The sequence below is a fragment of the Kribbella sp. NPDC056861 genome (assembly GCF_040687575.1).
GTDB lineage: Bacteria > Actinomycetota > Actinomycetes > Propionibacteriales > Kribbellaceae > Kribbella.
This window is the reverse complement of sequence record NZ_JBFBNQ010000004.1, coordinates 587,706-612,127: the sequence shown is the minus strand read 5'-3', so window position 1 is coordinate 612,127 and position 24,422 is coordinate 587,706. Positions and strand designations below refer to the sequence as shown.

Here is a 24,422-nt window from a genome sequence, read left to right as displayed (position 1 = left end):
CCTCGTGAGGACGGAGCGGCGACGGTTGGCTTGAGGTATGACTTCTCGCCTCGTCAGAACCGTCGCCGCCGTCCTCGCCACCGCCGCGCTCGTCGCCGCTCCCCTGTCCGCCTTCGCCGCCGCTCCGCTACCAGCCGCCCAGCCAGGGCTCGCCGCAGCCGCGGTCTCCTCGTCGCACGTACTCCGCGGCGCGCTCGTCTCCGCGGTCCCCACTGCTCAGTTGACCGCCAGTGAACTGGATGCCGCCGCGGCCGCCGCCGGCTTCGAGGGAGCCCCCGCCGCGAGGTACGGCGTCACGGCGTACCGGCTGGTCTACCGCACGATCGACCCCATCGGCCGCCCGACCACCGCCAGCGGACTCGTCGTCCTGCCAACCGGCAAACGTGGCGCGCTGACCGCCGCGGAGTACCTGCACGGAACCATGGCCACGAAGGCCTACGCGCCGTCGGTCGACCCCACCGACAACGACGGGCTCGTCACCGCGCTGTTCGCCGGTGCGGGGCTGGCCGGTCTCGCCCCCGACTACCTCGGTCTCGGACTCGGCCCGGGCGGGCACCCCTACATCGACACCCGGACCGAGACCAGCGCCTCGGCCGACCTGTTGCTCGCGGCAAATTCCTTCGCGGCCCGGCACGGCGTCGTCCTGAACCGCGACGTCCTCGTCACCGGCTTCTCGCAGGGCGGCCGTGCGAGCCTCGGCCTCGGTCGCGCCCTCCAGCGCGGCGAGGTCGGCCGCTTCCGCCTCGGCGCCCTGCACGCCGTCGCCGGCCCGTACGACCTGGCCGGTACCGAACTCCCCGCCGCCTTCGACGGCCGCCTCGCGCCCGCCACCGCCACGTTCTACCTGGCTTACTTCGCCACTGCGTGGAACCGCACAGTCGGCCTGTACGACGCCCCGCGCGACGCGTTCCAGCCGCCGTACGCCGGCACCGTCGAGGGCCTGTTCGACGGCAGCCACAGCTACGAGGAGATCGTGGCCGGCCTCCCGGACAGTCCCGGGAAGCTGTTCACTCCGCAGTTCCTGGCCAAGCTGAAGCACCCGTCGGGTGCCTACCTCAAGGCGTTGACCGCAGCGGACCGGATCTGCGACTGGACCCCGAAGACCCCCGTCCACCTCTACACCGGCACCGCCGACACCGACGTCGTCCCGGCCAACGCCGACGTCTGCGCAGCCGCCCTCACCGGCCCCGGCGCGCGGGTGACGATCCACTCGATGGGCGCGGTCGACCATTTCGGCACCGCCTTCGCGGCGTTCCCGCAGATCGTCGGATCGTTCAGCCGCTGGGGCTGACCGTCAGCCGATCCCTGCGGTCGGCGCTTCGCCCGCGAGCCAGGTGGTGAGCAGGCGGGCGCCGGCGCCGGTGGCGCCGAGGGAGTACTCGAACTCGTCCCGCGGCGACTCGGCGATGCTGGACAGGTCGAGGTGCGCCCACGGCAGGCCGCCGGCGAACGCCTTCAGGAACAGCGCGGCCGTGATCGAGCCCGGCCCCTTCGAGCTGTTCACCGAGTCGGCGATCGGGGTCGAGATCAGGTCGGTGTAGACGTCCGGCAGCGGCATCCGCCACAACCGCTCGCCCGACACCTCACCCGCGCCGGTCAACTGCTCGGCGAGGCCGTCGTCGGTGGCGAACAGTCCGCCGTACAGCATCGAGCCGAGCGACACCTTGATCGCGCCGGTCAGGGTGGCGATGTCGACGATCGCGTCCGGCTTCAGCTCGTTCACGGCGTAGGCGAGGCCATCGGCGAGCACCAGCCGGCCCTCGGCGTCGGTGTTCTTGACCTCGGTGGTGCGGCCGCCGTAGTGCCGGATCACATCGTCCGGCCGGTACGCCGTGCCCGACGGCATGTTCTCCGCCGAGCAGATCAGCCCGGTCACCTTGACCTGCACACCCAGCTCGCGCAGCGCCGCCATGGTGGCGATCACCGAGCCGCCGCCGGTCATGTCGCGCTTCATCGACACCATGCCCTCGCGCGGCTTCAGCGACAGGCCGCCGGTGTCGTAGGTGATGCCCTTGCCGACCAGTACGACGTACGGCGTGTCCTTGGTGGCGCCGGCCGGGACGTAGTCGAGGCGGATGAACCGCGGCGGCCGGGTCGACCCCTGACCGACCGCGAGGATGCCGCCGAAGCCGTCGGCCGCCAGTTGCTTCTCGTCCCAGACCTTGACCTCCAGGCCGGTCTTGCCTGCCAGCTCGGTGGCGCGGGCAGCCAGCCAGGCCGGGTCCTTCTCGTTCGAGGGGGTGGTGGCGAGCTCGCGCGCCAGCCAGCCGGTCCGGCCGATCACCAGGCCGCGCTCCAGCGGGGCGGCCCGGTCCAGGGCGGTCCCGTCGGTCAGCACGATCCGCTCGACCACCGGCTTGCCGGTGTCGACCGTCTTGCGGGTGAAGCTGAACGATCCCAGCGCGACACCCTCGGCGAACGCCTGCAACCCCTCGTCGTCGATGCCCTCAGCAACGACAGTGGTGAGCTCTGCCTTGCCGCGGCCGAACCGCGCGATCGCCGCTCCGGCGTGTCGCAGCTCCGGCGGAGTGCCGTCACCGGCGCCGACCAGCAGCACCTCGGCGACCTCGCCGGTCAGCAACGGGTACGCCGCGGTCGCGCCCGCCGCCGGGCTGAAGCCGGTGTCGCGCTGCACCTCCAGCAACCGGTCCAGGTCGACGCCGAGCCGTTCGCCGGCCTCCTTGGCGGCCACCGGCAGTCCCGCCTCGCCGACCACGATCACCCAGGTCTGCGAGCCGTGCACGGGGAGTCCGGGCTGCCAGACGACAGCAGGCAGAGTCGGGAAGATGTTGCGGGCGCTGCTGCGGCGAGCCACCTGACGTCCTCACTTTCGGGTCAAAGGGTGTGGAGACAACCGTAACGACCCCGGCCGGTGCCGGAAACGGCACCCACCGGGGTCGTGGAGTTGTTACGAGGGCACTCGGAGGAGCGCCCCGAGGATCGGATCAGCCGACAACGGCTTTGAGCGCGTTCCCCAGCTCGGTCGCCTCATCGGCGTTCAGCTCGACGACGAGCCGACCGCCGCCCTCGAGCGGAACCCGCATCACGATGCCCCGGCCCTCCTTGGTGACCTCGAGCGGACCATCGCCCGTCCGCGGCTTCATCGCCGCCATGCGCGCACCCCTTCCCTCATTGGATACTGCCCTCTTCGGTGTTGAGCGACGACACCGCACAGGCCTTCCGTCGCCGGCGCCCGTGCGGTGATGCGCCGTCGGCGCGCATCGCAAAGTGTGTATCTGCACCCATTATCCCCGATCCCGGGCCAGAGCCGTGCACCATACGGCAGACTCAGGTCTCGTGCACGCTCGTTCAGCCCTCTTCGACCTCTACGGCGACCACCTGCGCGCCCGCGGCGCGCAGGCGCCGGTGGCTGCCCTGGTGCGGCTGCTTGCCCCGCTGGGCGTGCATCCTCCGGCCGTCCGGACCGCCGTCTCGCGGATGGTCCGGCAGGGCTGGCTGGAGCCGGTCCGGATCGACGGACAACCTGGTTACGGCCTCACCTCCCGGGCGCGTCGCCGCCTCGACGACGCCGCCGTCCGGATCTACCGGACCGGTTCCGGCGCCGACGGCAACGACGCCGGCGAGGCCCCGGCGACCGGCCGGAGCGGCGAGCCGAGCTGGGACGGGCACTGGCATCTGGGCATCCTGCGCGAGGTGCCGAACGCCCGCCGCCGCGACCAACTGGCGGGCCAACTCGCCTTCCTGGGTTGGGCTCCGCTGTCCGACGCGGCCTGGGTCGGACTGCGCAACGACGCCGAGGTGGACCAGATCCTCGGCCAGGAAGGCATCTCCGCGGACCGGTTCCGGGCGCCGGTCGAGGACGACGCGGCCGAGTTCGCCCGCCGGGTCTGGAAGCTCGACGCGCTCGGCGCCTCGTACGACGCCTGGCTGACCCAGGCCAAGCCGCTGGCCGACAGCGCCGGTGACGAGGTCACCGACGAGCAGGCGTTCGCAGTACGGTCGGAGCTCGTGCACGAGTGGCGCAAGTTCCTATTCCTCGATCCGGGGTTGCCGGCCGAGCTGCTGCCGGCTGACTGGGCCGGCACCCGGGCCGCCGCGTTCTTCGATTTCCACGCCACCCGGTTGGGCCACGCGGCCGGGCGTTTCGTGGACAACTGCCTGACTGTTCACTGACTGTTTTCACCGAGTGTTGGGAGCGAGCAACAATGAGTGACTCTGTCGCGTACGACGTGACCGCGGGCGTCGCCACGATCACCCTGAACCGCCCGGACGCGATGAACTCGCTCGACACGGCCACCAAGGTGGCGCTGCGGGACGCCATCCAGGCCGCGGCCGAGGACGACGCGGTCCGGTGTGTCGTGCTGACCGGGACCGGGCGCGCGTTCTGCGTCGGCCAGGACCTCAAGGAACACATCCAGTTGCTCCAGGCCAACGATCTGGACGCGCTGTGGAGCACCGTCCCTGACCACTTCGCCCCGATGGCGCTGGCGCTGGCCGAGATGCCGAAGCCGGTGATCGCCGCGGTGAACGGGGTCGCCGCCGGCGCCGGCGCGTCGCTGGCGTTCGCCTGCGACTTCCGGATCGTCGCCGAGACGGCCGGCTTCAACCTGGCCTTCGCCGGGATCGCGCTGTCCTGCGACACCGGCATCTCGTGGACGCTCCCCCGGCTGGTCGGCCAGGCCCGCGCCACCGAGCTGCTCTACTTCCCGCGCACGGTTCCGGCGGCGGAGGCGTTGACTCTCGGGTTGGCCAGTTCCGTCGTGCCGGCCGATGAGCTCGCCACCGCCACCAACGAGCTGGCGACGCGGCTGGCGAGCGGGCCGACGCTGGCGTACGGGTCGATCCGGCAGTCCTTGGCGTACTCCGCGACGCACACGCTGGCCGAGGCGCTGGTGTTCGAGGCAGGCAAGATGCAGCTGACCGGCGGGACCGAGGACCACAACAACGCGGTGGCCTCCTTCGTCGCGAAGGAGAAGCCCAGCTTCAACGGCCGGTAGGAGCACAGACTGCGGCCCCGGAACCCTGACCGGTTCCGGGGCCGCAGTGTTTGCGTGGGGTCAGCGAATGGTCTGGAAGGTGCTCAGACCGGTCTTGCCGTTGGCCCACAGCTGGTTGACCCGGCTGCGCTCGGCCGCGTTCGGGTTGGCGTTCTGGCACGAGGTGCCGGGGCCGCCACCGGACATCAGCTCGGAGCACGGACCGGAGTAGTGGTCCGGCAGGCCGAGCACGTGACCGGTCTCGTGGGCGACGATCCGGGTCTTGTTGTACTGCTGCGACTGGGCGAAGTCGATGAAGATGTAGCCCCGGCCGTGGCCGTTGGTCGACGCGTACGAACCGCGGGAGTCGTTGCCCTGCGTGTAGTAGAAGTCGTACGCGCCGGTGGTCGCCTGCAGCTTCACGTTGGAGACGGAGGAGTTCCAGATCGACGTCGACTGGGCGATCTGGCTGGCGAAGTTCGGCGCGTTGACCCGGTACCGGACGGTGACCGCGGCGAGCTTGTTGCCGCTCGCGGCCTGCTTGGCCAGCGCGGACTTCATCACCGCGTCGTAGAACGCCTTGTTGGCCGCGGCCTCGGCCGGCGAACCGGCGTACGACGACACCGTGGTGGCCTCGGCGCGCTCGGGGGCGGGCGCGGCGGCGGCCGGGACGGCGGCGAAGGCGGTGGCGCCGAGGGCGGCGGTGGCCAGGACGGCCAGGGAGGACAGGATCTTGCGTTGAAGCATGGGCGGGCCTCATTCAGATCTCGGGGCGGAGAGCGATCGGCGGACTACCGAACGCGTCTGATTCCGCAGTGATATCAAGAGGCCGGGTTTTCCGCAGTACGCCGGGAAATAACCGAGGGTATTCCTGCACGTACCCTCGGTTGATCGTGAAAATCCACCGGGTAACCCGGCGTTTGAGACCGCTTACAGGCTGCAGTGGCCGGCGGTTGGCGGGTCAGCGGTAGAGGGCGGCGGCGATCCGGGCCAGCGAACGGATCGGCGGCGTGCGGTTCGCGCTGGACCAGGCCAGGACGAGATGGCTGGGTGGCATGTCCCGCAGCCGCACGGAGGTCAGGCCGGACGGCAGCTCGTGCGGGATCGGGGTGATGCCGACGGTGCCGTTCCAAAGGACTGACTGGATGCACTCGTGCACGGTTCGCACGACCGGACCCTCACGATCGGTGCGCGAACCGCTCCAGTAGGCACGCCAGAGCGGGTCAGCGCCTTCGGGGAGCTGGAACCACGGGCGGTCCTCGAGGTCGGCCAGGGTCAGGGAGTCACGATCGGCCAGTGGGTCGTCGGTGCGCAGTACGACGGCGACGGGGTCGGAGCGCAGGACCTGGGTGGCGATGCCGGTGTCGTCGAAGGGTGCGCGGGTCAGGGCGACGTCGACCAGGCCGGTGCGCAGGCCGATGGTCGGGTCGGTGAAGTCGGCTTCGTGGATCCGCACGGTGATGCCGGGGTGCTGCTCCCGGAAGGCGGCGATCAGGTCCGGGCCGGCGAGTTCGACGCTGTTGGCGAGGGTGCCGATGGTGATGGTGTCGGCTCCGGCCGCGATGGCGACGCGGGACCTCAGCTGGTCGACCTGCTTGAGCAGCAGGCGCGCTTCGTCGTACAGGGCGGTGCCTGCGGGGGTGAGCGCGACGCCTGCCGGCGAGCGGGTCAGCAGGATCGCGCCGAGGTCGGACTCGAGTTGCTTGATCGCCCGGCTCAGCGGTGGCTGGGTCATCGTCAACCGCGCCGCGGCCCGGCCGAAGTGCAGTTCCTCGGCGACGGCGACGAAATAGGTCAGCGTCCGCAGCTCCATCACCAGCGACGATACCCGGGCGGTATCGGGCCGACCGGATCGGACTTGGACGCAGGCGACTCCCCCGCGCTGGACTGGACGAGACACGAAAGGGAGTCCTCTTGATGGAGATAGCAGAACCGGTCGTCGAGGTCGCGGGTGCGGTGGAGATCGCCCCCGACCTGGTCGTGATCCCCAACCACGACGTGCAGTTGGTGCCCAACATCGGCGTGATCGGCGGCCGGGAGGCGGTCCTGGTCGTCGACACCGGGATGGGTCCGCGGAACGCTGCCCGGGTGCTGGAGTTCGCCGTCGAGTACGCCGCGGGCCGTCGCCTCTACCTGACCACGTCGCACTTCCACCCCGAGCACGCGTTCGGCGCGCGAACGTTTGCCGGCGAGGCGTCGTACCTGGTCAACCAGGCGCAGGCCGACGATCTGGTGACGAAGGGGCCGGGGTACCTCGAGATGTTCCGCGGGCTGGGCGAGACGGTGGCGCGGGAGCTGGAGGGGGTCGAGCTGCCTCAGCCGGATCTCGTCTATGCGTCGGCGTACTCGCTGGATCTCGGTGGGCGGGTGGTCGAGTTGCAGGCGACTGGGCGCGGCCACAGCAAGGGTGATCAGGTCATCCGGGTCGACGATGTGCTGTTCACGGGTGATCTGGTGGAGGCGGGGCAGTTCGCGATCTTTCCCTGGTTCCCGCCGTACGACGTCGATGTGTCGGGGATCGACTGGCTGGCGGTGATGGAGCGGCTGGCCGCCGAGGCGCCGCGGGTCGTCGTACCGGGGCATGGTGGGGTTGGCGGTCCGGAGTTGCTGAGCGACACTCGGGACTATCTGGAGCTGCTCCGGGACGAGACCTGGCTGCGCCGCGACTCCGCTGCTGACGAGGAGACGATCGTCGCCGAGGTCACCGAGGTGATGCTGCGGCGCCATCCCGAGTGGGCCGGGCGGGACTGGATCGACAACGGCGTCCGGTGCCTGTGTTCGGAGCACCCGGCCGGTTAGCGGGCGATGCAGTTGGCGAGGTGGTCGTTGACGATGCCGGTCGCCTGCATCAGGGCGTAGGCGGTGGTGGGGCCGATGAAGACGAAACCCTTCTTCTTCAGGGCCTTGGACATCGCGACCGACTCCGGTGTGGTGGCGGGGACGTCGGCCATCGTCTTCGGGGCTTTGTGCTTGGCGGGCTGGAAGGACCAGAGCAGGTCGGTCAGCTCGCCGGGGGCCAGCTCCAGCAGGGCGCGGGCGTTGGTGATGGTGGCGTTGACCTTGAGCCGGTTGCGGACGATGCCGGGGTCGGCCATCAGGCGGTCGAAGTCGTCCTCGCCGTACTGCGCGACTCGCTCGGGGTCGAAGTGGTCGAAGGCTTTCCGGAAGTTCTCCCGCTTGCGCAGGATGGTGATCCAGGACAGGCCGGACTGGAAGCCTTCCAGGGTCAGCCGCTCGTAGAGGCCGCGGTCGTCGCGGATCTCCTTGCCCCACTCGTCGTCGTGGTACGCGATGTACTCCGGGGCCGAGGTCGCCCAGCTGCAGCGGATCTGGCCGTCGGGCTCAGCGGCGGTCATCGGGTGCTCCGGTGCGGCGGGACATGCTTGCGGCGTGGCAGGTCATCAGGTGGGGCGCTGGACGGAGCTCACGTCGGGTGCCGCGCTGTGCCGGCCGCGCGGCTGGCCGTCGCTGTCCAGCGCCTCTGCGTCGTCAGCGCCGGCGCCGCCAAGGGCGTCGTCCCGGGCGGCATCGTCGCGGGCAGCGTCTTCGCGGGAGGTGTCGTCGCGGGAGGTGTCTGCGTCGAGGTCGTCCAGGTCGGTGTCCGGGGTGATCGCCTGGAAGGTGCCGGTGTGGTCCGGCGGCGGCTCCTTGGCCTCGAACCACGGAGCAGCTTCCGGCTCGTCCTCGGTGTGCGTGTGGACGAGTTCCTGCAGCATCGGCGGCAACGGCACCGGCCCCTGCGGCCGATCGTCCACCGGAGCAGCCGGCACGGGCTCGTCGAACCAGTCGTCAGCCTCGACCTCTTCGGCCTCCTCTACCTCAGAGGCTTCCTCCAGCGCAGCGGCCTCCCTCGGCGCAGCAGATGCCTCCGGCGCGGGAAGTGCCTCCGGTGCGGGAGCTGCCTCGGGTGCGGGAAGTGCCGCCGGTGCGGGAGTTGTCTCCGGTGCGGGAGCAGACTCCGGTGCCGCAGGTGCCTCGGCGGTCGTCTCCACGACCGGCTCAGCCACCTCAGCAACCTTCGAGGCCTCCGCCTCCTGGGCAGGGAAGTCTCCACCGACCAGGATCGGCTGGTTGTACCCCGTGTCGTCGAAGTCGGCCGCCTGGAAGTCCGCCCGGGCGGTGAACCCAGCGCCCTCCGGCCCGTGGATGATCGGCCCGACGGCGCGCTCCAGATCGGCGATCCGGCGGTCGCGTTCGGCCACCTCGCGGCCGACCCGTTCGAGCAGGGTGTCGACCTCGTCCATCCGGTACCCGCGCAGGCCGACGCCGAAGCGGGCCGTCTCCAGGTCAGCGGCGGTGAGCGCTTGCCGCGCCGGCACCGTCAGATCCGGCCGGTCGTCGTACGCCGGGGCCATCGCACCCCACCGTCCCGACGCAACGACGGCAACAGCCCCGATCAGGAGCACGACAATCAGCCCGAAGAACCACATCACGGGACCGATCGTGCCATGCCGACGGACAACCCCGCACAACCACGGGCCGGTCGCCGGTTGTCAAGAGGCAGTTTCAGCTCCCGTCCGAGCCCAGCCGGCGCACCTCGCGCCGCTCCCGGGCCTCCGGACTGTCCGCCTCGGCGACGTCCCGGGCAGCCGCCGCGGCAGCTTCCTCGGCCGCCGCGTCGGCCAGCTCGCCGGCCTTCACGATGTAGCTGATCGCCTCGTCCACGTCGTCGGTGATCGTGAACATGTCCAGGTCCGCCGGCGAGATCTTGCCGTCGGCAAGCATCGTCTCGCGCAGCCAGTCGGCCAGCCCGCTCCAGTACGACGTGCCGAACAGCACCACCGGGAACGACGTCACCTTGCGGGTCTGCGCCAGGGTGAGCGCCTCGAACAGCTCGTCCAGGGTGCCGAACCCGCCCGGCATCACCACGAACCCCTGGGCGTACTTCACGAACATCGTCTTGCGGGTGAAGAAGTAGCGGAAGTTCATCCCGATGTCGACCCACTCGTTCAGGCCGTTCTCGAAGGGCAGCTCGATGCCGAGCCCGACCGACACCCCGTCCGCCTCGGAGGCGCCCTTGTTCGCGGCCTCCATCACGCCCGGCCCGCCACCGGTGATGACGGCGTACCCGGCGGCGACCAGCTTGCGGCCGAACTGCTCGGCCGCGGCGTACATCGGATCGTCCGGCTTGGTCCGCGCCGACCCGAAGACGCTGATCGCGGGCCCGAGCTCGGCCAGCATGCCGAAGCCCTCGATGAACTCCGACTGGATCCGCAGCACCCGCCAGGGGTCGGTGTGCACCCAGTCCGACGGGCCGCGGCTGTCCAGCAGCCGCTGCTCGGAGGTCGACTGCTGCACCTGGTTGCGGCGCATCACGATGGGCCCTCGCTGCTGCGAGCCCTGCGAACGGTCAGGGGTGCTCGATGGTTCTTCCATACCCCCAGGTTAGTGCGGCGGGCCAGTCAGGACCCGCCGAAACCGGGCGCGCCTCACGCCGTCAACCAACTCCTCAGCCGCTGTTCACACTGCTCGATCTCCGCCTCGGGCACGTACTCCTCCTGCTTGTGCGCCAGCAGCGGATCGCCCGGCCCGTAGTTCACCGCCGGTACGCCGAGCAGCGTGAACCGCGCGACATCGGTCCAGCCGAACTTCGGCTTCGGCTCGCCGCCGACCACCTGCAGGAACGCGGCCGCGGCCGGCCGCTCCAGCCCCGGCAAGCCGCCCGGGGACGAGTCGGTCACCACCACGTCATACCCCGCGAACACCTCCCGGACATGCGCTTCGGCCTCTGCCTCGGACCGGCTCGGCGCGAACCGATAGTTCACCGACACCACACACAGATCCGGTACGACGTTGCCCGCGACCCCGCCGCTGATCGCGACCGCGTTCAGCCCCTCGCGGTACTCCAGCCCGTCGATCGGCACCCGCCGCGGCTCGTACGCCGCCAGCCGGTCGAGGATCTCGCCGGCCGCGTGGATCGCGTTCTTGCCCATCCAGGACCGGGCCGAGTGCGCCCGCTCACCCCGGGTGGTGACGTCGACCCGCATCGTCCCCTGGCAGCCCGCCTCGACGACCGCGTTGGACGGCTCCATCACGACCGCGAACACGCCCTGCAGCAGCTCGGGGTCGGACTTGGTCAGCTTGAACAGCCCGTTGAGCTCGGCGTCGACCTCTTCGCAGTCGTAGAAGACGTAGGTGATGTCGCGGTTCGGCTCGGTCAGCGTCGCCGCCAGCCGCAGCCCGACCGCGACGCCGCCCTTCATGTCGCAGGCGCCGAGCCCGTGGATCAGCCCGTCCGCACGCCGGGAAGGAAGGTTGTCGTTCAGCGGCACGGTGTCCAGGTGCCCCGCGATGACGATCCGCTCGGCCCGCCCCAGCTCGGTCCGGGCGACCACGGTGTTGCCGTGCCGGCTGACGGTCAGATGCGGGTACGCCGACAGCGCCGCCTCGACCGCGTCGGCGAGCTCCTGCTCGGTCCCGCTGACCGAGGAGACGTCGACCAGCGCGGTACACAGGTCGGGGCCGGACAGGGACAGATCAAGCTTCGCCATCGGAATCCTCAGCAACTGGGGGTAGGAACACGCAGAACTCGTTGCCCTCGGGATCGGCGCAGACGTGCCAGCCGATCGTGTCGTCCTTGGGCCGCAGCAGTCTCGCACCCGCGGCCAGCACGCCGTCGAGGTCGTCGGCGGTGATGTCCCAGTGGATCCGGTTCTTCACCGTTTTCGGCTCCGGCACCGGGGTGAAGACCCAGTACCTGAACGGCATCCCGGGCACGTTCTCCAGCCAGTACCACGGCTTGCCCGGCTCGTGCCCGACCTCGCCACCGACCACCCCGGCCCACCAGCGCGCCTGCGCCTCCGGGTCGGCCGAGTCGACCACCAACTCCATCAACCGGTACTCCGGCAGCTGCTCGCGCACGAACGCGCAGAACTCGCCGCCCTCGGGATCGGCCATCACCGCCCAGTGCTGCTGCGCACTGCTCGGGCTCAGCACCCTCGCCCCACGCCGCTCGAGCGCCTCGATCGACCGGGCGTGCAGATCCAGGTGAACCCGCTGCTTCACCGTCCGCGGCTCAGCCACCCGGTTGATCCAGATCGTCTTCTCCGGCCGGTCACCGAGCAGCACCTCAGGGTTGTCGGCAGGCGACGTCAGCCCGAGCAACTGCCCCCAGAACGACGTCATCACGCTCGGAGACACGACATCGACACACAGATCCTTGAAGCGCCCCAGACTCATACCTCAAAGGCTAGAGGTCTGGACCGACAAGACCGGGTAGCAGCCGGGCCCATGGGAGCATCAGACCTGTGACACCGGATCCGGAGCTTCGCGCCGCACTGTCCGCCGACCGAACCGGTACGGCGGAGCGGATCGTCGCGTTGACCGCGGATCTGGAGACGATCATGGAGGCCTCGCGGCTGGTCGCGACCGATGACGAGCACGATCCGGAGGGGTCGACGATCGCGTTCGAGCGGTCCCAGACGACGACCTTTCTCGAGGACGCCCATCAGCACCTCGCCGACCTCGACAGCGCGCTCGAGCGGCTGGACTCCGGCGACTACGGGAGCTGCGCCGTCTGCGGCCGGCCGATCGCGACCGGTCGCCTGCTGGCCCGGCCGACCGCCCGGACCTGCATCGACTGCGCCACCTGATCAGTCGACCGTGAAATCGTCCACCTGGATGAAGGTGTCCACCCCAGGAGCCGTGAACCCGGCGTAGACAGTCACCTCGTGAACCCCCGCCGGAACAGTCACGGTGACCTCCTGGTGGACGTAGCCGCTAGAGGCACCAAAGGTTTTCTCTCCCAGCACCTGACTGCCCTCGGCACCCAACCGCACCCCGAACCGCCCAGCCGCTACAGGGAGATTCGCCGACGCGTTGATCCAAGCCCCGAACCTGTACTGCGTGCCCGGTGTGACCGGAACCTTCTGAGTCAGCGCGCTCCACCCCGTGCCCGACGTCCTGATCCATCCGTTGTTGGCCCCTGAATGCGCGAACCCGAGCCCACGATCGACCCCATTCGCCGCGGTCCCCTCGAACACCCAGGCAGGCTTACCGCTACCCGTCGCCTCGAAGCCGCCGTCAGCCAGCTGTACGGCGTACCGGACCGCCACCTCCGACACCGACGTGAAGCTGCGTGTTCCACCCGGCAGCCCGATCACGCGCACCCCGTCGGTCTCGACCGCCGGGAAGGTCAGCTGGTACGTCGTGTTCGCACCCGCTGACGCATCACCCGGATAGGCCGGCGTCACCGACTGCGAGCCGACCTCGACCCAAGCACCGTCCTTCTTCACCTGCACCCGCGGCCGCCCGGTGAACCACCCACACTGCGCGGACACTGCGCCGGAGGTGAAATCCACCCGGTTGACGCGATGCCTGGCCGGCCAGGTGTAGCCCCACCAGGAGGCGCCCTTCACCTCGTCGTCGAAGTCGTCCTCGCTGCCGGTCGTCGTTGCGTCGTTGAGCGTTGCCAGGCTGCCGGACCGCGACGACTTGGCGATCGCCACGGCACCTGTCGACGGCGCCGCCAGGTTGACCTCCGAGGACGGCAGGTCGGTCGCGGGCGCCGGTGACGACGGCGTGAGGACGAGCTTGCGCAGGTTGAAGTTGTAGACCGACGTACCGATCCCGCCGCCCCCGCACGGGCACACGTTCGCCTGCAGGTACATCGTCCGGCCGTCCGGCTGGACGAACTTCGACGGGATGGTCACGCCGTACCCGCCGTACTTCGAGGTCGACCAGGGATATCCGCCGAAGTCCTTGCTCAGGAAGTGCTTCCACGGTCCCCACGGCGTGGCCGCCTCGTAGAACTCGAAGGTGTACTCCGTCCACGACGTGTAGACATAGCGCTTCTGCTGCGGCAGATACGTCACTCCGCCCTGGCTGATCACACTCAGGTTGCTCGCGTTGGTGCCGTAGGTCTGCGGATAGAGCCGCCGCTGATCGGTCAGCACGGGCTGTCGGTCAGCCACCTTCCGCGACCACTGCGGCCGTCCGCGATCGTTGTTGCCAGCAAAGAACTCCCAGGCCTTCCGGTCCTGCACCTTGGCTTTGGGCACGCGGGCCAGGAAGACGCTCTGCGGATCCGCCACCGTGTCGTCGAAGGAGTCCCGCCAGTTCCCGTCCAGCCCGTAGGCATAGACGTAGCCGTCCGGCGCCGCCGCCCCACCCCGCCCGAAGTCGGCGAACCAGATCGTCGTGAACACGTGGTCGGCGAACATCGGCTTGCGCCGGTCCCAGCTCCAGGTCCGCCCGTGATCGGTCGACTTGAGGATCGTCGCCGCCGGTACGTCGTTGAAGTCGAGCGCCAGATCCTGCACGGCGAGGTACAAGGTGTCGCCGACGCAGACCAGACCCGTCGGCTTACGGTTGTAGCCGGCCCCACTCCAGATCGGCCCGACCTGATCGGCCCGCGCGACCGTCGTACCGGACAGGCTGCCCGGCTGGTCACCCTTGATCTCGCTCACCGCGATGTCGGCGAACTCCTGGTCGAGACTGAAACCCTTGCCGTCGCCGTTGGCAGCGTACAGGTTGCCGTTCCGCGCCCAGCAGGACGGCCACAGGTCGCCGTCGCTCGGACTCGGGATGCCCTTGGTCTCGACAGTCGCCGTGCCGATCGCAGTACTCGGCAGCACCGGTGGAGTGGGAGAGCCGACGGACGACTGGGTCAACATCGCCGCCGAGCCGAGTACCAGCGGCAGTACTGCGAGCAGGGCGGTGCGCTTCATGACTTGCTCCTTATTTGAGGCCTGTTGTCTTCATCGCGTCGACCAGGCGCTTCTGACCGGCCACGAAGACGACCACCGTCGGGATCGCGGCGATCACCGCGGCGGCGAGGATCAGGTTCCACGCCGAGGCGTACTGGCCTTGCATGCCGGAGATGCCGAGCTGGATCACCCGCAGGTCGGGGTTGCGGGTGATCGTCAGCGGCCAGAGGAACGCGTTCCAGTTGGCCAGGAAGAACAGCACCGACAGGCTCGCCAGGATCGGGCGGCTGAGCGGCAGGATCACACTCCAGTACCGGCGCCAGTAGCCGCAGCCGTCCAGGTCGGCCGCCTCTTCCAGCTCGCGCGGGATGTTCAGGTAGTACTGCCGGAGCAGGAAGATGCCGAAGGCATGGAAGATGCTCGGCACGATCAGCCCCGCGTAGCTGTCGAGCAGGCCGAGTTGTTTGGCCACCAGGAAGAGCGGGACCAGGATCACCGGCAGCGAGACGAGCAGCGTCGACATGATGCCGGAGAAGATGATCCCGCGCCCGGGGAACCGCAACCGGGCCAGCGCGTAGGCCGCCATCGAGTGGAAGAACAGTGCCACGACAGTGACGACCACCGAAACGATCGCGCTGTTCAGCAGGAACCGCGGCAGCGGAATCTTCAGCAGCACGTACTGCAGGTTGTCGAACGTCCAGGTCGACGGCCAGCCGAACGAGAACACGTCCTCGGCCGGCTTCAGCACGCTGATCAGCACCCAGAGCAGCGGCGCGACAGCGAGGATCGCCAGCACGTGAGCCAGGACGGGAAAGAACCTAGTCCTCATCGAACCGGCCTCCTCGGGTGAAGGCGAACATCACGCCGGTACAGAGAATGAGCAGCCCGACGACCACGGTGGTCAGCGCCGCGGCGTACCCCAGGTTGTTGAAGGTGAACGCCTGCTCGTAGATGTAGAGCACCACCGTGCTGGTCGCCCGCGCCGGGCCGCCCTTGGTCAGCACGTAGACCAGGTCGAACGCCTGCAGGCCGGTCACCGCGCCGATGGTCGAGTTCACCACGACGAAGAAGCTGGTCGGCCGCAGCAACGGCCAGATCACGTACTGGAACCGCTGCCACGCGCTCGCGCCGTCGATCTGCGCCGCGTCCTCCAGCTCCTGCGGGACGTCCTTGAGGCCGGCCAGGAAGACCAGCATCAGGTAGCCCATCAGGAACCATACCGAGATCACCACATAGGTGCCCAGAGCAAGCGACGGGGTGCCGAGGAAGGACACGTCGCCCAGCCCGAGCGGCGCCAGCAGCTTGGACAGCGCGCCGCGTTTGTCGACCAGCAGGAACTGCCAGATCAGACCGACCACCACCAGGCTGACTACGTTCGGCAGGAAGAACGCCGACCGGACCCAGCCGATACCGCGGAAGTGGTTGCGGACCAGCATCGCCAACGCCAGGCTGACCACGAACACGATCGGCACGAACGTGACGACGTAGATCCCGGTGATCTTGAGCGAAGCCAGCAGTTGGTCGTCGCCGGCCATCAGGCGGTAGTTGCCCAGGCCGACGTACCGGTAGTTGCCGAAGCCATCGACCTTGAAGAACGCGACCCCGAAGGCGAGCACCATCGGCACCGCGACGAAGACCAGCAGGCCGATCACGTCCGGCGCGAGGAACGCGTACGCCGCCAGCGCCTCGCGCCGCTTCTTCGTCATCGGCACCTTCTCCCGCGCCGCCCGCGTCTTCGCGGCCGGCTTGGACGGTGCTGCGCTGGTGGTCGCCGTCATGTGATGGGCGCGCCCTGGTAGGTCTTCAGGAAGGTGTCGATCTTCTGCGCCGCGTCGGCCGCCGCCTTGCCGGGATCGGAGCCGTTCAGCTGGCAGGCCTGGATCGCGTCGGCGATCGGCTGGTAGACCTCCGGCGGGAACCGCGGTTCGGGCTTGCCGGTCGGCGCGATCTCGCTGACGAACTTCTTCAGCGCCCCGTCGGCGAACGCGCCTTTGGCATCCGCGGCGGTCTGCACCGACTTGCGCGGCGGCACGTTCGTCTTCACCACCGTGTTCCACTGCCGCTGCCGCTCGACGCCCTCGGCATCGGTCGAGCCGAGCGCCCAGGCGATGAACTTCGCCGCCGCCTCGGGGTTCTTGCCCTTCGAGTTGGCCACGAACGCCCAGCCGCCGAGATCGGTGGCCGGTTTGCCGCCGTCGGGGGTGGGGTGCGGGATCACGCCGTACTTGAAGTTCTTCGCCTTGCCGCGCAGGTCGGCCACCGCCCAGATGCCGCTCTGCTGCATCGCGGTGGCGCCCGAGCCGAGGTTGGAGACGACATCGCCGCCGCCGTCGCCGAGGGCCTTGCGCGGCGCGACCTTGTTCTTGATGGTGTCCTGCCAGAACTTCAGCGCCTGGACGGCCGCCGGCGAGTCGAAGGCCGCCTTGCCGTCCTTGATCGGCGTGCCGTCGCCCTGCCAGAGGAACGGGTACCAGGTGAAGTTCTGGTAGTAGCCGGGCAGCGTCTCGAACATCACGCCGTACCGGTCCTTGCCGGTCAGCTTCTGCGCGACGGCGAGTGTCTGGTCCCAGGTCTTGGGCAGGTCGGCCTCGGACAGCCCGGCCTTCTCGAAGGCGGTTTCGCTGTAGTACAAGGCGAGCGGTTCGATCTCCATCGGCAGGCCGTAGGTCTTGCCGTCGACGCTGCGCGCATCCAGCAGGCCGGGCAGGTAGTCGGCCTTCGTCTCCTCCGACAGATTGCTGGACAGGTCCTGCAGCACGCCGCCGTTGTAGTAGCGCAGGAAGTCGCCGGGGCTGATCAGGAAGATGTCGGGGCCCTGCCCGGACTGGAAGGCGGTCTGCAGCGTCGTACCGCTGAGGTAGTCCTTGCCGGGGATGTAGCGCAGCTTGACCTTGACGTCGTTGTTCTTGTTCCACTGCTCGGCCAGCGCGACGAACCACTTGCTCTGCGGGCCGTTGTCGTCGGAGGGGCCGTAGAAGTTCCAGAACGACATCTCTTTGCCGTCACCGCCGGCGTCGTCACCGCCGCACGCGGTCAGCAACGGCCCGGCCGCGGCCGACGCGGCCAGCGCGCCGAGCACCGTCCGGCGGCTGAGCAGAGGTCCTGGGGAGGATGCGGGCATCGGGACTCCTTGGGCAATCGATTTCCCGCAATCTATGACCGCAGGCCGAGGTGGTCAAGGTTTCGTGACCGCCGGATCTGGCCGGGTCGGCCGGGATCGCTTGTCTAGAACAGGATGCAGCCGTTGACACGTCCACGCCGTCCTGCCTAGTCTTCGGAAATCGATTTCTGACTCTGGACCGGAAAGCGGGTCGAGGATGCCAGGTACGACGCCTGTGGAGTTGCCGCGCGATCTGGTCACCCGTGGCCTGGCCGCGGCCCGGAGCGCGATCGAGACCGAGGCCGCCGCCGTCTCGGCGCTGGCCGACCGGCTCGACGGGGTGTTCCTCGACGTGCTGACCGCGGTCGCTGCCTGCGAGGGGCATCTGGTCGTCACCGGGCTCGGCAAGTCCGGGCTGGTGGGCCGCAAGATCGCTGCCACGCTGGCGAGTACGGGCACCCCCGCGACGTTCATCCACGCCGGCGACGCATTGCACGGTGACTCTGGCGCGGTCACGTCGCGCGACCTGGTGCTGGCGTTGTCGGCGTCGGGCGAGACCGCTGAGGTGTGCGCGTTCGCGCGGATGCTGCACGATCGCGGGATCCCGGTGATCGCGATGACGGGGGCCGAGGAGTCCACGCTGGCCGGGCTGGCGACGTACACGCTCGACACGATGGTGCTGCGCGAGGCGGATCCGCTGAATCTCGCGCCGACCGCGTCGACCACCGCCGCATTGGTGATGGGCGACGCGCTGGCCTGCGCTCTCGTCGTACTGCGGGAGTTCACGCATCACGACTTCGCCCGGTTCCATCCGTCCGGCGCGCTCGGCCGCAGGCTGCTCGGCGCCGGGGAGGACGCATGACGCAGTACGACGTGTGCGTGCTGGGGTCGTTCATGAAGGACCTGGTGGCCAGCGCCGAGCGGCGGCCGTTGCCTGGTGAGACTCTGCACGGCACCGGCTTCGCGGAGTTCCTTGGCGGCAAGGGAGTCAACCAGGCCGTCGCCGCGGCGCGGATGGGGGCGCGTACCGCGATCGTCGGGATGATCGGCGACGACCGGTACGGCGAGGAGTTCCTGCAACTGCTCAAGGGCGACGGGGTGGACACCGACTGGGTGCTGCAGCATCCGTCGCTCGGTACCGGGGTGGGGCTGCCGCTGGTGCTGCCGGATGGGAGCAACTCGATCATCATCGTGGCGCGGGCGAACTCAGCGATCACGCCGGCCGATGTCGAGGCGGCTGCTTCAGTGCTGACCTCGTGCGCGGTGCTCAGTGTGCAGCTCGAGTTGCCGGTGGAGGCGAGCCGCACTGCGCTTCAGTTGGCGTCGGCCGCGGGAGTGACCACGATCCTCACCCCGGCGCCGGCTGGTCCGGTCGATCCGTCGCTTGCCGCCTTCGTCGACATCTTGGTGCCGAACGAGGTGGAGGCCGCGGCGCTGACCGGTCTCGACTGTGGTGACGAGAGCCAACTGCCGGTGATCGCGCGACGGTTGGCTGATGAGTGGGAGCTGCGCGGTTGCGTGATCACGCTCGGCGGACGCGGGGCATACGTGCTGGATCCTGTGAACGGATTGGAAGAGCGGGTGGCGGCTCATTCGGTGGCGACGGTCGACACCGTCGGCGCGGGTGACGCGTTCTGCGGGACGCTGGCGGCGTCGTTGGCCGACGGCGCGGCGCTGGCGGACGCAGTACGGCTGGCCAATGCCGCGGGGGCGCTGTCTACAACGATGAATGGTGCGGCGACCTCGTGCCCGGACCGATCGGCGGCCCGGGCGCTGCTCGCCGCACAGCCGGCGGAATCGTCACCGTATCCCGTCTGACCTGCGGACTCGTGAGATCCTGGTGCCTTTCACCCGGCAGCTAGGAGCACGAAATGACGACGATCTACGACGTCGCGCGTAGATCTGGCGTATCGCCGGCCACCGTGTCGCGGGTGCTCAGCGGCCGCCGGAACGTGGACCCCGAGCTGTCCGAGAAGGTCCGCGCGGCCGTCGCGGAGCTCGGCTACCGGCCGAACGGCGTGGCCCGCAACCTGCGCCGCGCGAGCACCAACCTGTGGGCCGTCGTCATCTCCGACATCGAGAACCCGTTCTTCACCTCGCTGGTCCGCGGCCTGGAGGACGTCGCGCAGACCGAGGGCTACCACGTCGTGCTGTGCAACTCCGACGAGGACCCGGCCAAGGAGGCGGCGTACGCGTCGGCGGTGCTGACCGACCAGATGGCCGGCGTGGTGATCTCCCCGACCTCGAGCGCCGAGGGCGTCCAGCTGCTCGACGGCGCGAAGACCCCGATGGTGCTGATCGACCGCCGGGTCGAGGGCGTCGAGGCCGACACCGTCCTGGTCGACAACGAGCACGGCGCGGCCGAGGGCGTGAACCACCTGATCGACGGCGGCTACACCCGGATCGCGTGCATCACCGGCCCGCGCCGGGTCAGCACCGCGATGGACCGGCTGGCCGGCTACCGCGCCGCCCTCCGCGGCGCCGGAATCCGCTTCGACAAGGACCTGGTCCGGCACGCCGACTTCCGCGAAGCCGGCGGCTTCGCAGCCATGGAGAGCCTGCTCGACCAGCCCGAACCCCCCGAAGCCCTCTTCGTCGCCAACAACCTGATGACCGTCGGCGCCCTCGAATGCCTGGCCAAACGCGGCCTCCGCGCCCCCGACGACATCGCCGTGGTCGGCTTCGACGACCTCCCCTGGGCCGACCTGGTGGTCCCGTCCCTCACCACCGTCGCCCAACCCACCTACGAACTCGGCCGCACCGCCGGCCTCCTCCTCAAAGACCGCATCGCCTCCCCCGGCCGCCCACCGTCCACGGTCACCCTCCGCACCGAACTCCACATCCGAGCCACCTCAGCCCCCAAAAAATAGCTCTGCTAGTGCGGTGGGGGTGGTGGGGTGTTGCCGGCGCGGATCCAGTCGACGCAGGCCTGGGCTGACTCCTTGGCTGGTCGAACAGTGAGGCCGGCGGTGAGGGCTTTGGTGTTGTCCAGTTGGAAGGTGCCTTTGTCGAAGAGGTGGAAGCGGTCTTCGGTGGGGTGCCAGTTGATCGGCGGACTACCCGGTACTACGGAACGCCACGCCTCGGCGAGCTCGGAGATTGGCCGGGAATCGCTGACTGCGTTGTAAGCGCCGCCTCGGCCCTCGGTGGTCAGGCGGAGCAGGAAGGTGGCGAGGTCGCGGGCGTCGAGGTACTGGATGGGATGGTCAGGTGCGGCGGCGCACTCCATCGTCTTGCCGGTGGCCAGTGCCTCGCCCCAGTTGCCGAAGTCGGGGTTGTAGGGGCCGACGACGAAGCCGGAGCGTACTGCGCTGCCTCGGTCGCCGAAGGTTTCGGTGAGTAGCGCTTCGGCGCGGGCTTTCGAGCAACCGTAGAGGTCCATCGAGAACTTGTCTTCGGGGGCGCCGTCGGGCCAGGCCAGCAGGGCCGCGTCCTCGGTCATCCCGGGTGTTGTCCTGTCGGCGTAGACACCGATCGTCGACATGAAGGTGTAGTGGCCGACGCGGTCACGCAGGAGTTCGAGGCTCAGGCGGATGTCCTGGACCAGGAAGCCGGACATGTCGATGACCGCGTCCCACTCCCCCGTCGACAGCGCGGCGGCAGGCGCGGAACGCTCGCCGATGAGGTGATCGGCCTCAGGGAAGAGGTCCGGGTTGGTCTGGCCGCGGTTGAAGAGCGTGACGTGGTGGCCGGCCGTGAGTGCTGCTTCGACCAGGTGGCGGCCGAGGTTCTTGGTGCCGCCGAGGACGAGCAGTCTCATGCGAGATCCTTCGCGAGGTCGTCCAGCTCGGTCAGTAGGGGCGCGATCCATTCGCTGGAGGAAGGGACCGTCTGGCTGCCTTCCTCGACGATCCAGGTCAGCGCACGCAGAGTGAAGGCGACTCCGCCGAGCGCCAGCTGACGGCGTACCAGCTCGGGATCGGCGCCCGAGGCATCTATGTAGCGGGCAACGATCGGCTCGGATTGGTGGCCGACAGCAACGGCATCGCGAGCCAGGGTGTAGAGATCGCTGAGGTGCGGAGCGACATATGCCAACGGCCAGTCGACGATGGTCCAGCGAGTGCCGTCGGTGACCAGGTTCTTCGGCACGTAGTCGCCGTGGACGACTCGGGCCGGCGTCTCCTCGTGCAAAGCGTCGACCGCGCTGACCAGTGACTCGAGTCGCGCCGTGAGATCGGCGTCGGCCGGACTTCGCAGTACCAGATCGAGCAAGTGCGACGAGGTGAACTCGCTGGCCGCGTCCACCGGCTTGGATCGCACCTCGGCCAGCAACGACGCCGCCGCGAGGAAACCCTCCGCCGTCGGCTCCTGCTCCAGATTCACCAGCCCGACATCGGCCAGCACCAGCAACACCGCGTCATCCGTGGTCGAGGAATGGATCAGCCGCGGCGCCGGCAAGTTCAACGGCACCACGAACCGCTCGTACGCCGAACCCTCACTCGTCTGCGCATCGCTGCCCCGCTTCACGATCACGCTGCGCAGGCCGTACGAGAGCCGCCAGACCTCCGACGATCCCCACTCCCGCAGTACTTCGCCTTTGAGCTCACCGACGTCCGGCGCTTGCGTGGCCGCGAGGACAGGCTCAGCGATCGGATCGAGCCAGACGGGAAGCATGGAAAGAATCCTTCCTGACGAGGGCGGCGACCAGTAGACCACGCCCCGGCAACCCCCCGCCGCTGGTTTTCCGGCGTCTGGCAGGCTTTGGGGTATGACTGAGACCGCCACGCGCGCCTGGGGCTTCGGCCTCGCCACCGTCACCACCTCGGGCACTGTGCTCGACGTCTGGTACCCGGCCCCCGAGCTGGGCGAGGCGCCCGCTGACGCGAAGGCGCCGGCCGAGCTGATCGCTGCCGAGGGCAACGACGACCTCCGCCAGGTACGCCGTACCGTCGTGCAGGCCGCGATCACCCTCGACCAGGCCCCCGACGGCACCGCCGACGCCTACCTGCGGCTGCACCTGCTGTCGCACCGGCTGGTCCGCCCGCACGGCCTCAACCTGGACGGCATTTTCGCCGCCCTGCCGAACAACGCGTGGACCTCGCACGGCCCGGTCCCGGTCGACGAGATCGAGAACGTCCGGCTGCGCGCCCGCGCCGCCGGGCTGCACCTGTCGGTGACGAGTGTCGACAAGTTCCCGCGGATGACCGACTACGTCGTCCCGTCCGGCGTCCGGATCGGCGACGCCGACCGGGTCCGGCTCGGCGCGCACCTGGCCGCGGGCACCACCGTCATGCACGAGGGCTTCGTGAACTTCAACGCCGGCACCCTCGGGACCTCGATGGTCGAGGGCCGGATCGTGGCCGGCGTCGTGGTCGACGACGGCAGCGACATCGGCGCGGGCGCCTCGATCATGGGCACCCTGTCCGGCGGCGGCAAGACCGTCGTCTCGATCGGCAAGCGCTGCCTGCTCGGCGCGAACGGCGGCACCGGCATCTCGCTCGGCGACGACTGCGTGGTCGAGGCGGGGCTGTACGTGACCGCCGGCACCAAGGTCACGCTGCCCGACGGCACCGTGGTGAAGGCGCGCGACCTGTCCGGCCAGCCCGGCCTGCTGTACCTGCGCAACTCCGTCACCGGCGCGGTCGAGGCCCGGCCCCGCAAGGGTGAGGGCATCACCCTCAACGAGGCACTGCACGCCAACGCGTGACGAATCACGCCAACCAAGCCGAGCGGTCGCACGTCATACAGAACGTGACCTACTTCCAGGAACCCCGACGCCGGGCCCGCACGTTGGATCGGGTATGCCGATGAACCGTGGCGCCCTGGTCGCAATTGGTGCAGTGGGGGCGCTGGCGCTTGCCGTCGGGGCCGGGATCCACTGGATCAGCGGCAAGGAGTTCGGGCCGCTGCTGCCACCACGCGAGCAGTGCGAGGCCACGGTCAGCGGCGGGTCCGTAGTACTGGATCTGGAGCAGGCCGAGTCGGCGGCGATCATCGTGGGCGTCGCCGTACGGCGTGGGCTGCCGGCGCGGGCGGCGACGATCGCCTTGGCGACGGCGTACCAGGAGTCCGGGCTGCGCAACCTGGCGCACGGGGACCGGGACTCGCTCGGCCTGTTCCAGCAGCGGCCGTCACAGGGCTGGGGCACGGTCACCCAGGTCCAGGACCCGCACTACGCGGCCGGGAAGTTCTACGACGCGCTGGTGAAGGTCCGGAACTACCAGACGCTCGCAGTGACCGTCGCGGCCGACAAGGTCCAGCGCAGCGCCTTCCCCAACGCGTACGCCGACCACGAGGCGGACGCCCGCGTGCTGGCCTCCGCCTTGACCGGCCAGACCAAGGCCGCCTTCAGTTGCACGGTCAACACCGAGTCGCTGCCGGCCGAGACGATGGGCAAGAACGGGCTGACCCCGCGCGCCGAGGCGGTCCGCAAGGACGTGGCCGCCACCTTCGGCAAGCTCTCGACCGGCGGCTACCAGCCGGGCGGCGTGAAGAGCGGGCACATGGAGGGTTCGGCGCACTACGAGGGCCGGGCGGTGGACATCTTCGTCAAGCCGATCTCGGTGCCGAACACGGTCAAGGGCTGGGCGATCGCGCAGTACCTGGTCGCCCGCGCCGACCACCTGGGCATCCGGACCGTCATCTTCAGCGACAAGATCTGGACCGCCGGCGGCAAGTCGGACAACGGCTGGCGCGACTACACGGCGCCGGACCGGGCCGGGAACAAGGACACGCTCCGGCACCTGGACCACGTCCACGTCGACGTGATCGACCAGTAGAACGCGAAACACCGCAGTA

The 24,422-nt window shown here is 69.4% G+C and carries 25 protein-coding genes; 10 read left to right on the top strand and 15 right to left on the bottom strand.

Features of this window, described 5'->3' with window-relative positions; translation table 11 throughout:
- Positions 1-37: 37 nt before the first annotated feature.
- Positions 38-1,291, top strand: a complete 1,254-nt coding sequence (locus AB0P21_RS22430; protein ID WP_363699071.1) for a hypothetical protein — start codon at positions 38-40, stop codon at positions 1,289-1,291.
- A 3-nt stretch (positions 1,292-1,294) separates the two neighbouring features.
- On the opposite strand, the gene AB0P21_RS22425 is transcribed toward AB0P21_RS22430, so the two are convergent.
- A complete protein-coding gene (locus AB0P21_RS22425; RefSeq protein WP_363699070.1) occupies positions 1,295-2,815 on the bottom strand; it encodes a leucyl aminopeptidase family protein in 1,521 nt (506 codons plus the stop codon).
- A gap of 130 nt (positions 2,816-2,945) precedes the next feature.
- A complete protein-coding gene (locus AB0P21_RS22420) occupies positions 2,946-3,113 on the bottom strand; it encodes a DUF3117 domain-containing protein (RefSeq protein ID WP_012923066.1) in 168 nt (55 codons plus the stop codon).
- A gap of 184 nt (positions 3,114-3,297) precedes the next feature.
- Here AB0P21_RS22420 and AB0P21_RS22415 point away from each other — a divergent pair, with 184 nt between their 5' ends.
- A complete protein-coding gene (locus AB0P21_RS22415) occupies positions 3,298-4,134 on the top strand; it encodes a PaaX family transcriptional regulator C-terminal domain-containing protein (protein WP_363699069.1) in 837 nt (278 codons plus the stop codon).
- Between the two features lie 32 nt (positions 4,135-4,166).
- Positions 4,167-4,958 carry an enoyl-CoA hydratase-related protein gene (locus AB0P21_RS22410; protein ID WP_363699068.1) on the top strand — a complete coding sequence of 264 codons (792 nt, stop codon included), beginning with the start codon at positions 4,167-4,169 and terminating at the stop codon, positions 4,956-4,958.
- A gap of 60 nt (positions 4,959-5,018) precedes the next feature.
- Here AB0P21_RS22410 and snpA read toward each other — a convergent pair whose 3' ends face one another.
- Together snpA and AB0P21_RS22400 are read right to left on the bottom strand one after the other, a co-directional pair.
- Positions 5,019-5,684, bottom strand: coding sequence for a snapalysin (gene snpA, locus AB0P21_RS22405; RefSeq protein WP_363699067.1), 666 nt, complete (start codon positions 5,682-5,684; stop codon positions 5,019-5,021).
- 214 nt (positions 5,685-5,898) lie between these two features.
- Positions 5,899-6,750 (bottom strand): LysR substrate-binding domain-containing protein, encoded by an 852-nt coding sequence (locus AB0P21_RS22400; RefSeq protein ID WP_363699066.1) that lies wholly within the window; start codon positions 6,748-6,750, stop codon positions 5,899-5,901.
- 104 nt (positions 6,751-6,854) lie between these two features.
- Between AB0P21_RS22400 and AB0P21_RS22395 the strand changes: the two genes are divergently transcribed.
- Positions 6,855-7,736 carry an MBL fold metallo-hydrolase gene (locus AB0P21_RS22395; RefSeq protein ID WP_363699065.1) on the top strand — a complete coding sequence of 294 codons (882 nt, stop codon included), beginning with the start codon at positions 6,855-6,857 and terminating at the stop codon, positions 7,734-7,736.
- Here AB0P21_RS22395 and AB0P21_RS22390 read toward each other — a convergent pair.
- From AB0P21_RS22390 to AB0P21_RS22370, 5 genes are all read right to left on the bottom strand, one after another.
- Positions 7,733-8,293, bottom strand: coding sequence for a DNA-3-methyladenine glycosylase I (locus tag AB0P21_RS22390; RefSeq protein WP_363699064.1), 561 nt, complete (start codon positions 8,291-8,293; stop codon positions 7,733-7,735). The genes AB0P21_RS22395 and AB0P21_RS22390 overlap by 4 nt on opposite strands.
- Positions 8,294-8,338: 45 nt before the next feature.
- Positions 8,339-9,367, bottom strand: coding sequence for a DivIVA domain-containing protein (locus tag AB0P21_RS22385; protein ID WP_363699482.1), 1,029 nt, complete (start codon positions 9,365-9,367; stop codon positions 8,339-8,341).
- A 76-nt stretch (positions 9,368-9,443) separates the two neighbouring features.
- The gene (locus AB0P21_RS22380; protein WP_363699063.1) at positions 9,444-10,313 is read right to left on the bottom strand and encodes a TIGR00730 family Rossman fold protein; all 870 of its coding nucleotides are present in this window, start codon (positions 10,311-10,313) and stop codon (positions 9,444-9,446) included.
- Positions 10,314-10,366: 53 nt separating this feature from the next.
- Positions 10,367-11,428, bottom strand: a complete 1,062-nt coding sequence (dapE, locus tag AB0P21_RS22375) for a succinyl-diaminopimelate desuccinylase (protein ID WP_363699062.1) — start codon at positions 11,426-11,428, stop codon at positions 10,367-10,369.
- Entirely contained in the window at positions 11,415-12,116 is a 702-nt protein-coding gene (locus tag AB0P21_RS22370) for a VOC family protein (protein WP_363699061.1), read from the bottom strand. The genes dapE and AB0P21_RS22370 overlap by 14 nt, the downstream gene beginning before the upstream one ends.
- 68 nt (positions 12,117-12,184) lie before the next feature.
- On the opposite strand from AB0P21_RS22370, the gene AB0P21_RS22365 reads away from it, so the two are divergent.
- Positions 12,185-12,529 (top strand): TraR/DksA family transcriptional regulator, encoded by a 345-nt coding sequence (locus AB0P21_RS22365; protein ID WP_363699060.1) that lies wholly within the window; start codon positions 12,185-12,187, stop codon positions 12,527-12,529.
- Here AB0P21_RS22365 and AB0P21_RS22360 read toward each other — a convergent pair whose 3' ends face one another.
- The 4 genes from AB0P21_RS22360 to AB0P21_RS22345 are packed head-to-tail and all read right to left on the bottom strand — an operon-like array spanning position 12,530 to position 17,705.
- Positions 12,530-14,605: a DUF4185 domain-containing protein gene (locus AB0P21_RS22360; protein ID WP_363699059.1), complete on the bottom strand. Its 2,076-nt coding sequence runs from the start codon at positions 14,603-14,605 to the stop codon at positions 12,530-12,532. It abuts the gene before it with no gap.
- A 10-nt stretch (positions 14,606-14,615) separates the two neighbouring features.
- Positions 14,616-15,413 (bottom strand): carbohydrate ABC transporter permease, encoded by a 798-nt coding sequence (locus tag AB0P21_RS22355; protein WP_363699058.1) that lies wholly within the window; start codon positions 15,411-15,413, stop codon positions 14,616-14,618.
- A complete protein-coding gene (locus AB0P21_RS22350) occupies positions 15,403-16,362 on the bottom strand; it encodes a sugar ABC transporter permease (protein ID WP_363699057.1) in 960 nt (319 codons plus the stop codon). The genes AB0P21_RS22355 and AB0P21_RS22350 overlap by 11 nt, the downstream gene beginning before the upstream one ends.
- Entirely contained in the window at positions 16,359-17,705 is a 1,347-nt protein-coding gene (locus AB0P21_RS22345) for a sugar ABC transporter substrate-binding protein (protein WP_363699056.1), read from the bottom strand. The genes AB0P21_RS22350 and AB0P21_RS22345 overlap by 4 nt, the downstream gene beginning before the upstream one ends.
- Positions 17,706-17,901: 196 nt before the next feature.
- On the opposite strand from AB0P21_RS22345, the gene AB0P21_RS22340 reads away from it, so the two are divergent.
- From AB0P21_RS22340 to AB0P21_RS22330, 3 genes are read left to right on the top strand one after another with little or no spacing between them, the layout of a single operon-like run.
- Entirely contained in the window at positions 17,902-18,546 is a 645-nt protein-coding gene (locus AB0P21_RS22340; protein WP_363699055.1) for an SIS domain-containing protein, read from the top strand.
- Complete coding sequence (locus tag AB0P21_RS22335) at positions 18,543-19,502, top strand: ribokinase (RefSeq protein ID WP_363699054.1); 960 nt, start codon at positions 18,543-18,545, stop codon at positions 19,500-19,502. The genes AB0P21_RS22340 and AB0P21_RS22335 overlap by 4 nt, the downstream gene beginning before the upstream one ends.
- 53 nt (positions 19,503-19,555) lie before the next feature.
- Complete coding sequence (locus AB0P21_RS22330) at positions 19,556-20,554, top strand: LacI family DNA-binding transcriptional regulator (protein ID WP_363699053.1); 999 nt, start codon at positions 19,556-19,558, stop codon at positions 20,552-20,554.
- Positions 20,555-20,559: 5 nt separating this feature from the next.
- Here the strand turns inward: AB0P21_RS22330 and AB0P21_RS22325 are convergent, their stop codons facing one another.
- Both AB0P21_RS22325 and AB0P21_RS22320 read right to left on the bottom strand, forming a co-directional pair.
- Positions 20,560-21,444 carry an NAD-dependent dehydratase gene (locus AB0P21_RS22325; protein WP_363699052.1) on the bottom strand — a complete coding sequence of 295 codons (885 nt, stop codon included), beginning with the start codon at positions 21,442-21,444 and terminating at the stop codon, positions 20,560-20,562.
- On the bottom strand, positions 21,441-22,298 hold the full coding sequence (locus AB0P21_RS22320) for a phosphotransferase (RefSeq protein ID WP_363699051.1): 858 nt from the start codon (positions 22,296-22,298) through the stop codon (positions 21,441-21,443). The genes AB0P21_RS22325 and AB0P21_RS22320 overlap by 4 nt, the downstream gene beginning before the upstream one ends.
- Before the next feature lie 94 nt (positions 22,299-22,392).
- On the opposite strand from AB0P21_RS22320, the gene dapD reads away from it, so the two are divergent.
- Both dapD and AB0P21_RS22310 read left to right on the top strand, forming a co-directional pair.
- Complete coding sequence (dapD, locus tag AB0P21_RS22315; RefSeq protein ID WP_363699050.1) at positions 22,393-23,331, top strand: 2,3,4,5-tetrahydropyridine-2,6-dicarboxylate N-succinyltransferase; 939 nt, start codon at positions 22,393-22,395, stop codon at positions 23,329-23,331.
- Between the two features lie 94 nt (positions 23,332-23,425).
- A complete protein-coding gene (locus AB0P21_RS22310) occupies positions 23,426-24,403 on the top strand; it encodes a hypothetical protein (RefSeq protein ID WP_363699049.1) in 978 nt (325 codons plus the stop codon).
- Positions 24,404-24,422 lie beyond the last annotated feature (19 nt).

What these genes read in the sequence shown, in the direction of transcription:
- AB0P21_RS22430 (WP_363699071.1), top strand. Translation starts at nt 38, where the DNA reads ATGACTTCTCGCCTCGTCAGAACCGTCGCCGCCGTCCTCGCCACCGCC.
- AB0P21_RS22420 (WP_012923066.1), bottom strand. Translation starts at nt 3,113, where the DNA reads ATGGCGGCGATGAAGCCGCGGACGGGCGATGGTCCGCTCGAGGTCACC.
- AB0P21_RS22410 (WP_363699068.1), top strand. Translation starts at nt 4,167, where the DNA reads ATGAGTGACTCTGTCGCGTACGACGTGACCGCGGGCGTCGCCACGATC.
- snpA (WP_363699067.1), bottom strand. Translation starts at nt 5,684, where the DNA reads ATGCTTCAACGCAAGATCCTGTCCTCCCTGGCCGTCCTGGCCACCGCC.
- AB0P21_RS22400 (WP_363699066.1), bottom strand. Translation starts at nt 6,750, where the DNA reads ATGGAGCTGCGGACGCTGACCTATTTCGTCGCCGTCGCCGAGGAACTG.
- AB0P21_RS22395 (WP_363699065.1), top strand. Translation starts at nt 6,855, where the DNA reads ATGGAGATAGCAGAACCGGTCGTCGAGGTCGCGGGTGCGGTGGAGATC.
- AB0P21_RS22390 (WP_363699064.1), bottom strand. Translation starts at nt 8,293, where the DNA reads ATGACCGCCGCTGAGCCCGACGGCCAGATCCGCTGCAGCTGGGCGACC.
- AB0P21_RS22385 (WP_363699482.1), bottom strand. Translation starts at nt 9,367, where the DNA reads ATGTGGTTCTTCGGGCTGATTGTCGTGCTCCTGATCGGGGCTGTTGCC.
- AB0P21_RS22380 (WP_363699063.1), bottom strand. Translation starts at nt 10,313, where the DNA reads ATGGAAGAACCATCGAGCACCCCTGACCGTTCGCAGGGCTCGCAGCAG.
- dapE (WP_363699062.1), bottom strand. Translation starts at nt 11,428, where the DNA reads ATGGCGAAGCTTGATCTGTCCCTGTCCGGCCCCGACCTGTGTACCGCG.
- AB0P21_RS22370 (WP_363699061.1), bottom strand. Translation starts at nt 12,116, where the DNA reads ATGAGTCTGGGGCGCTTCAAGGATCTGTGTGTCGATGTCGTGTCTCCG.
- AB0P21_RS22360 (WP_363699059.1), bottom strand. Translation starts at nt 14,605, where the DNA reads ATGAAGCGCACCGCCCTGCTCGCAGTACTGCCGCTGGTACTCGGCTCG.
- AB0P21_RS22355 (WP_363699058.1), bottom strand. Translation starts at nt 15,413, where the DNA reads ATGAGGACTAGGTTCTTTCCCGTCCTGGCTCACGTGCTGGCGATCCTC.
- AB0P21_RS22350 (WP_363699057.1), bottom strand. Translation starts at nt 16,362, where the DNA reads ATGACGGCGACCACCAGCGCAGCACCGTCCAAGCCGGCCGCGAAGACG.
- AB0P21_RS22345 (WP_363699056.1), bottom strand. Translation starts at nt 17,705, where the DNA reads ATGCCCGCATCCTCCCCAGGACCTCTGCTCAGCCGCCGGACGGTGCTC.
- AB0P21_RS22340 (WP_363699055.1), top strand. Translation starts at nt 17,902, where the DNA reads ATGCCAGGTACGACGCCTGTGGAGTTGCCGCGCGATCTGGTCACCCGT.
- AB0P21_RS22335 (WP_363699054.1), top strand. Translation starts at nt 18,543, where the DNA reads ATGACGCAGTACGACGTGTGCGTGCTGGGGTCGTTCATGAAGGACCTG.
- AB0P21_RS22330 (WP_363699053.1), top strand. Translation starts at nt 19,556, where the DNA reads ATGACGACGATCTACGACGTCGCGCGTAGATCTGGCGTATCGCCGGCC.
- AB0P21_RS22325 (WP_363699052.1), bottom strand. Translation starts at nt 21,444, where the DNA reads ATGAGACTGCTCGTCCTCGGCGGCACCAAGAACCTCGGCCGCCACCTG.
- AB0P21_RS22320 (WP_363699051.1), bottom strand. Translation starts at nt 22,298, where the DNA reads ATGCTTCCCGTCTGGCTCGATCCGATCGCTGAGCCTGTCCTCGCGGCC.
- dapD (WP_363699050.1), top strand. Translation starts at nt 22,393, where the DNA reads ATGACTGAGACCGCCACGCGCGCCTGGGGCTTCGGCCTCGCCACCGTC.
- AB0P21_RS22310 (WP_363699049.1), top strand. Translation starts at nt 23,426, where the DNA reads ATGCCGATGAACCGTGGCGCCCTGGTCGCAATTGGTGCAGTGGGGGCG.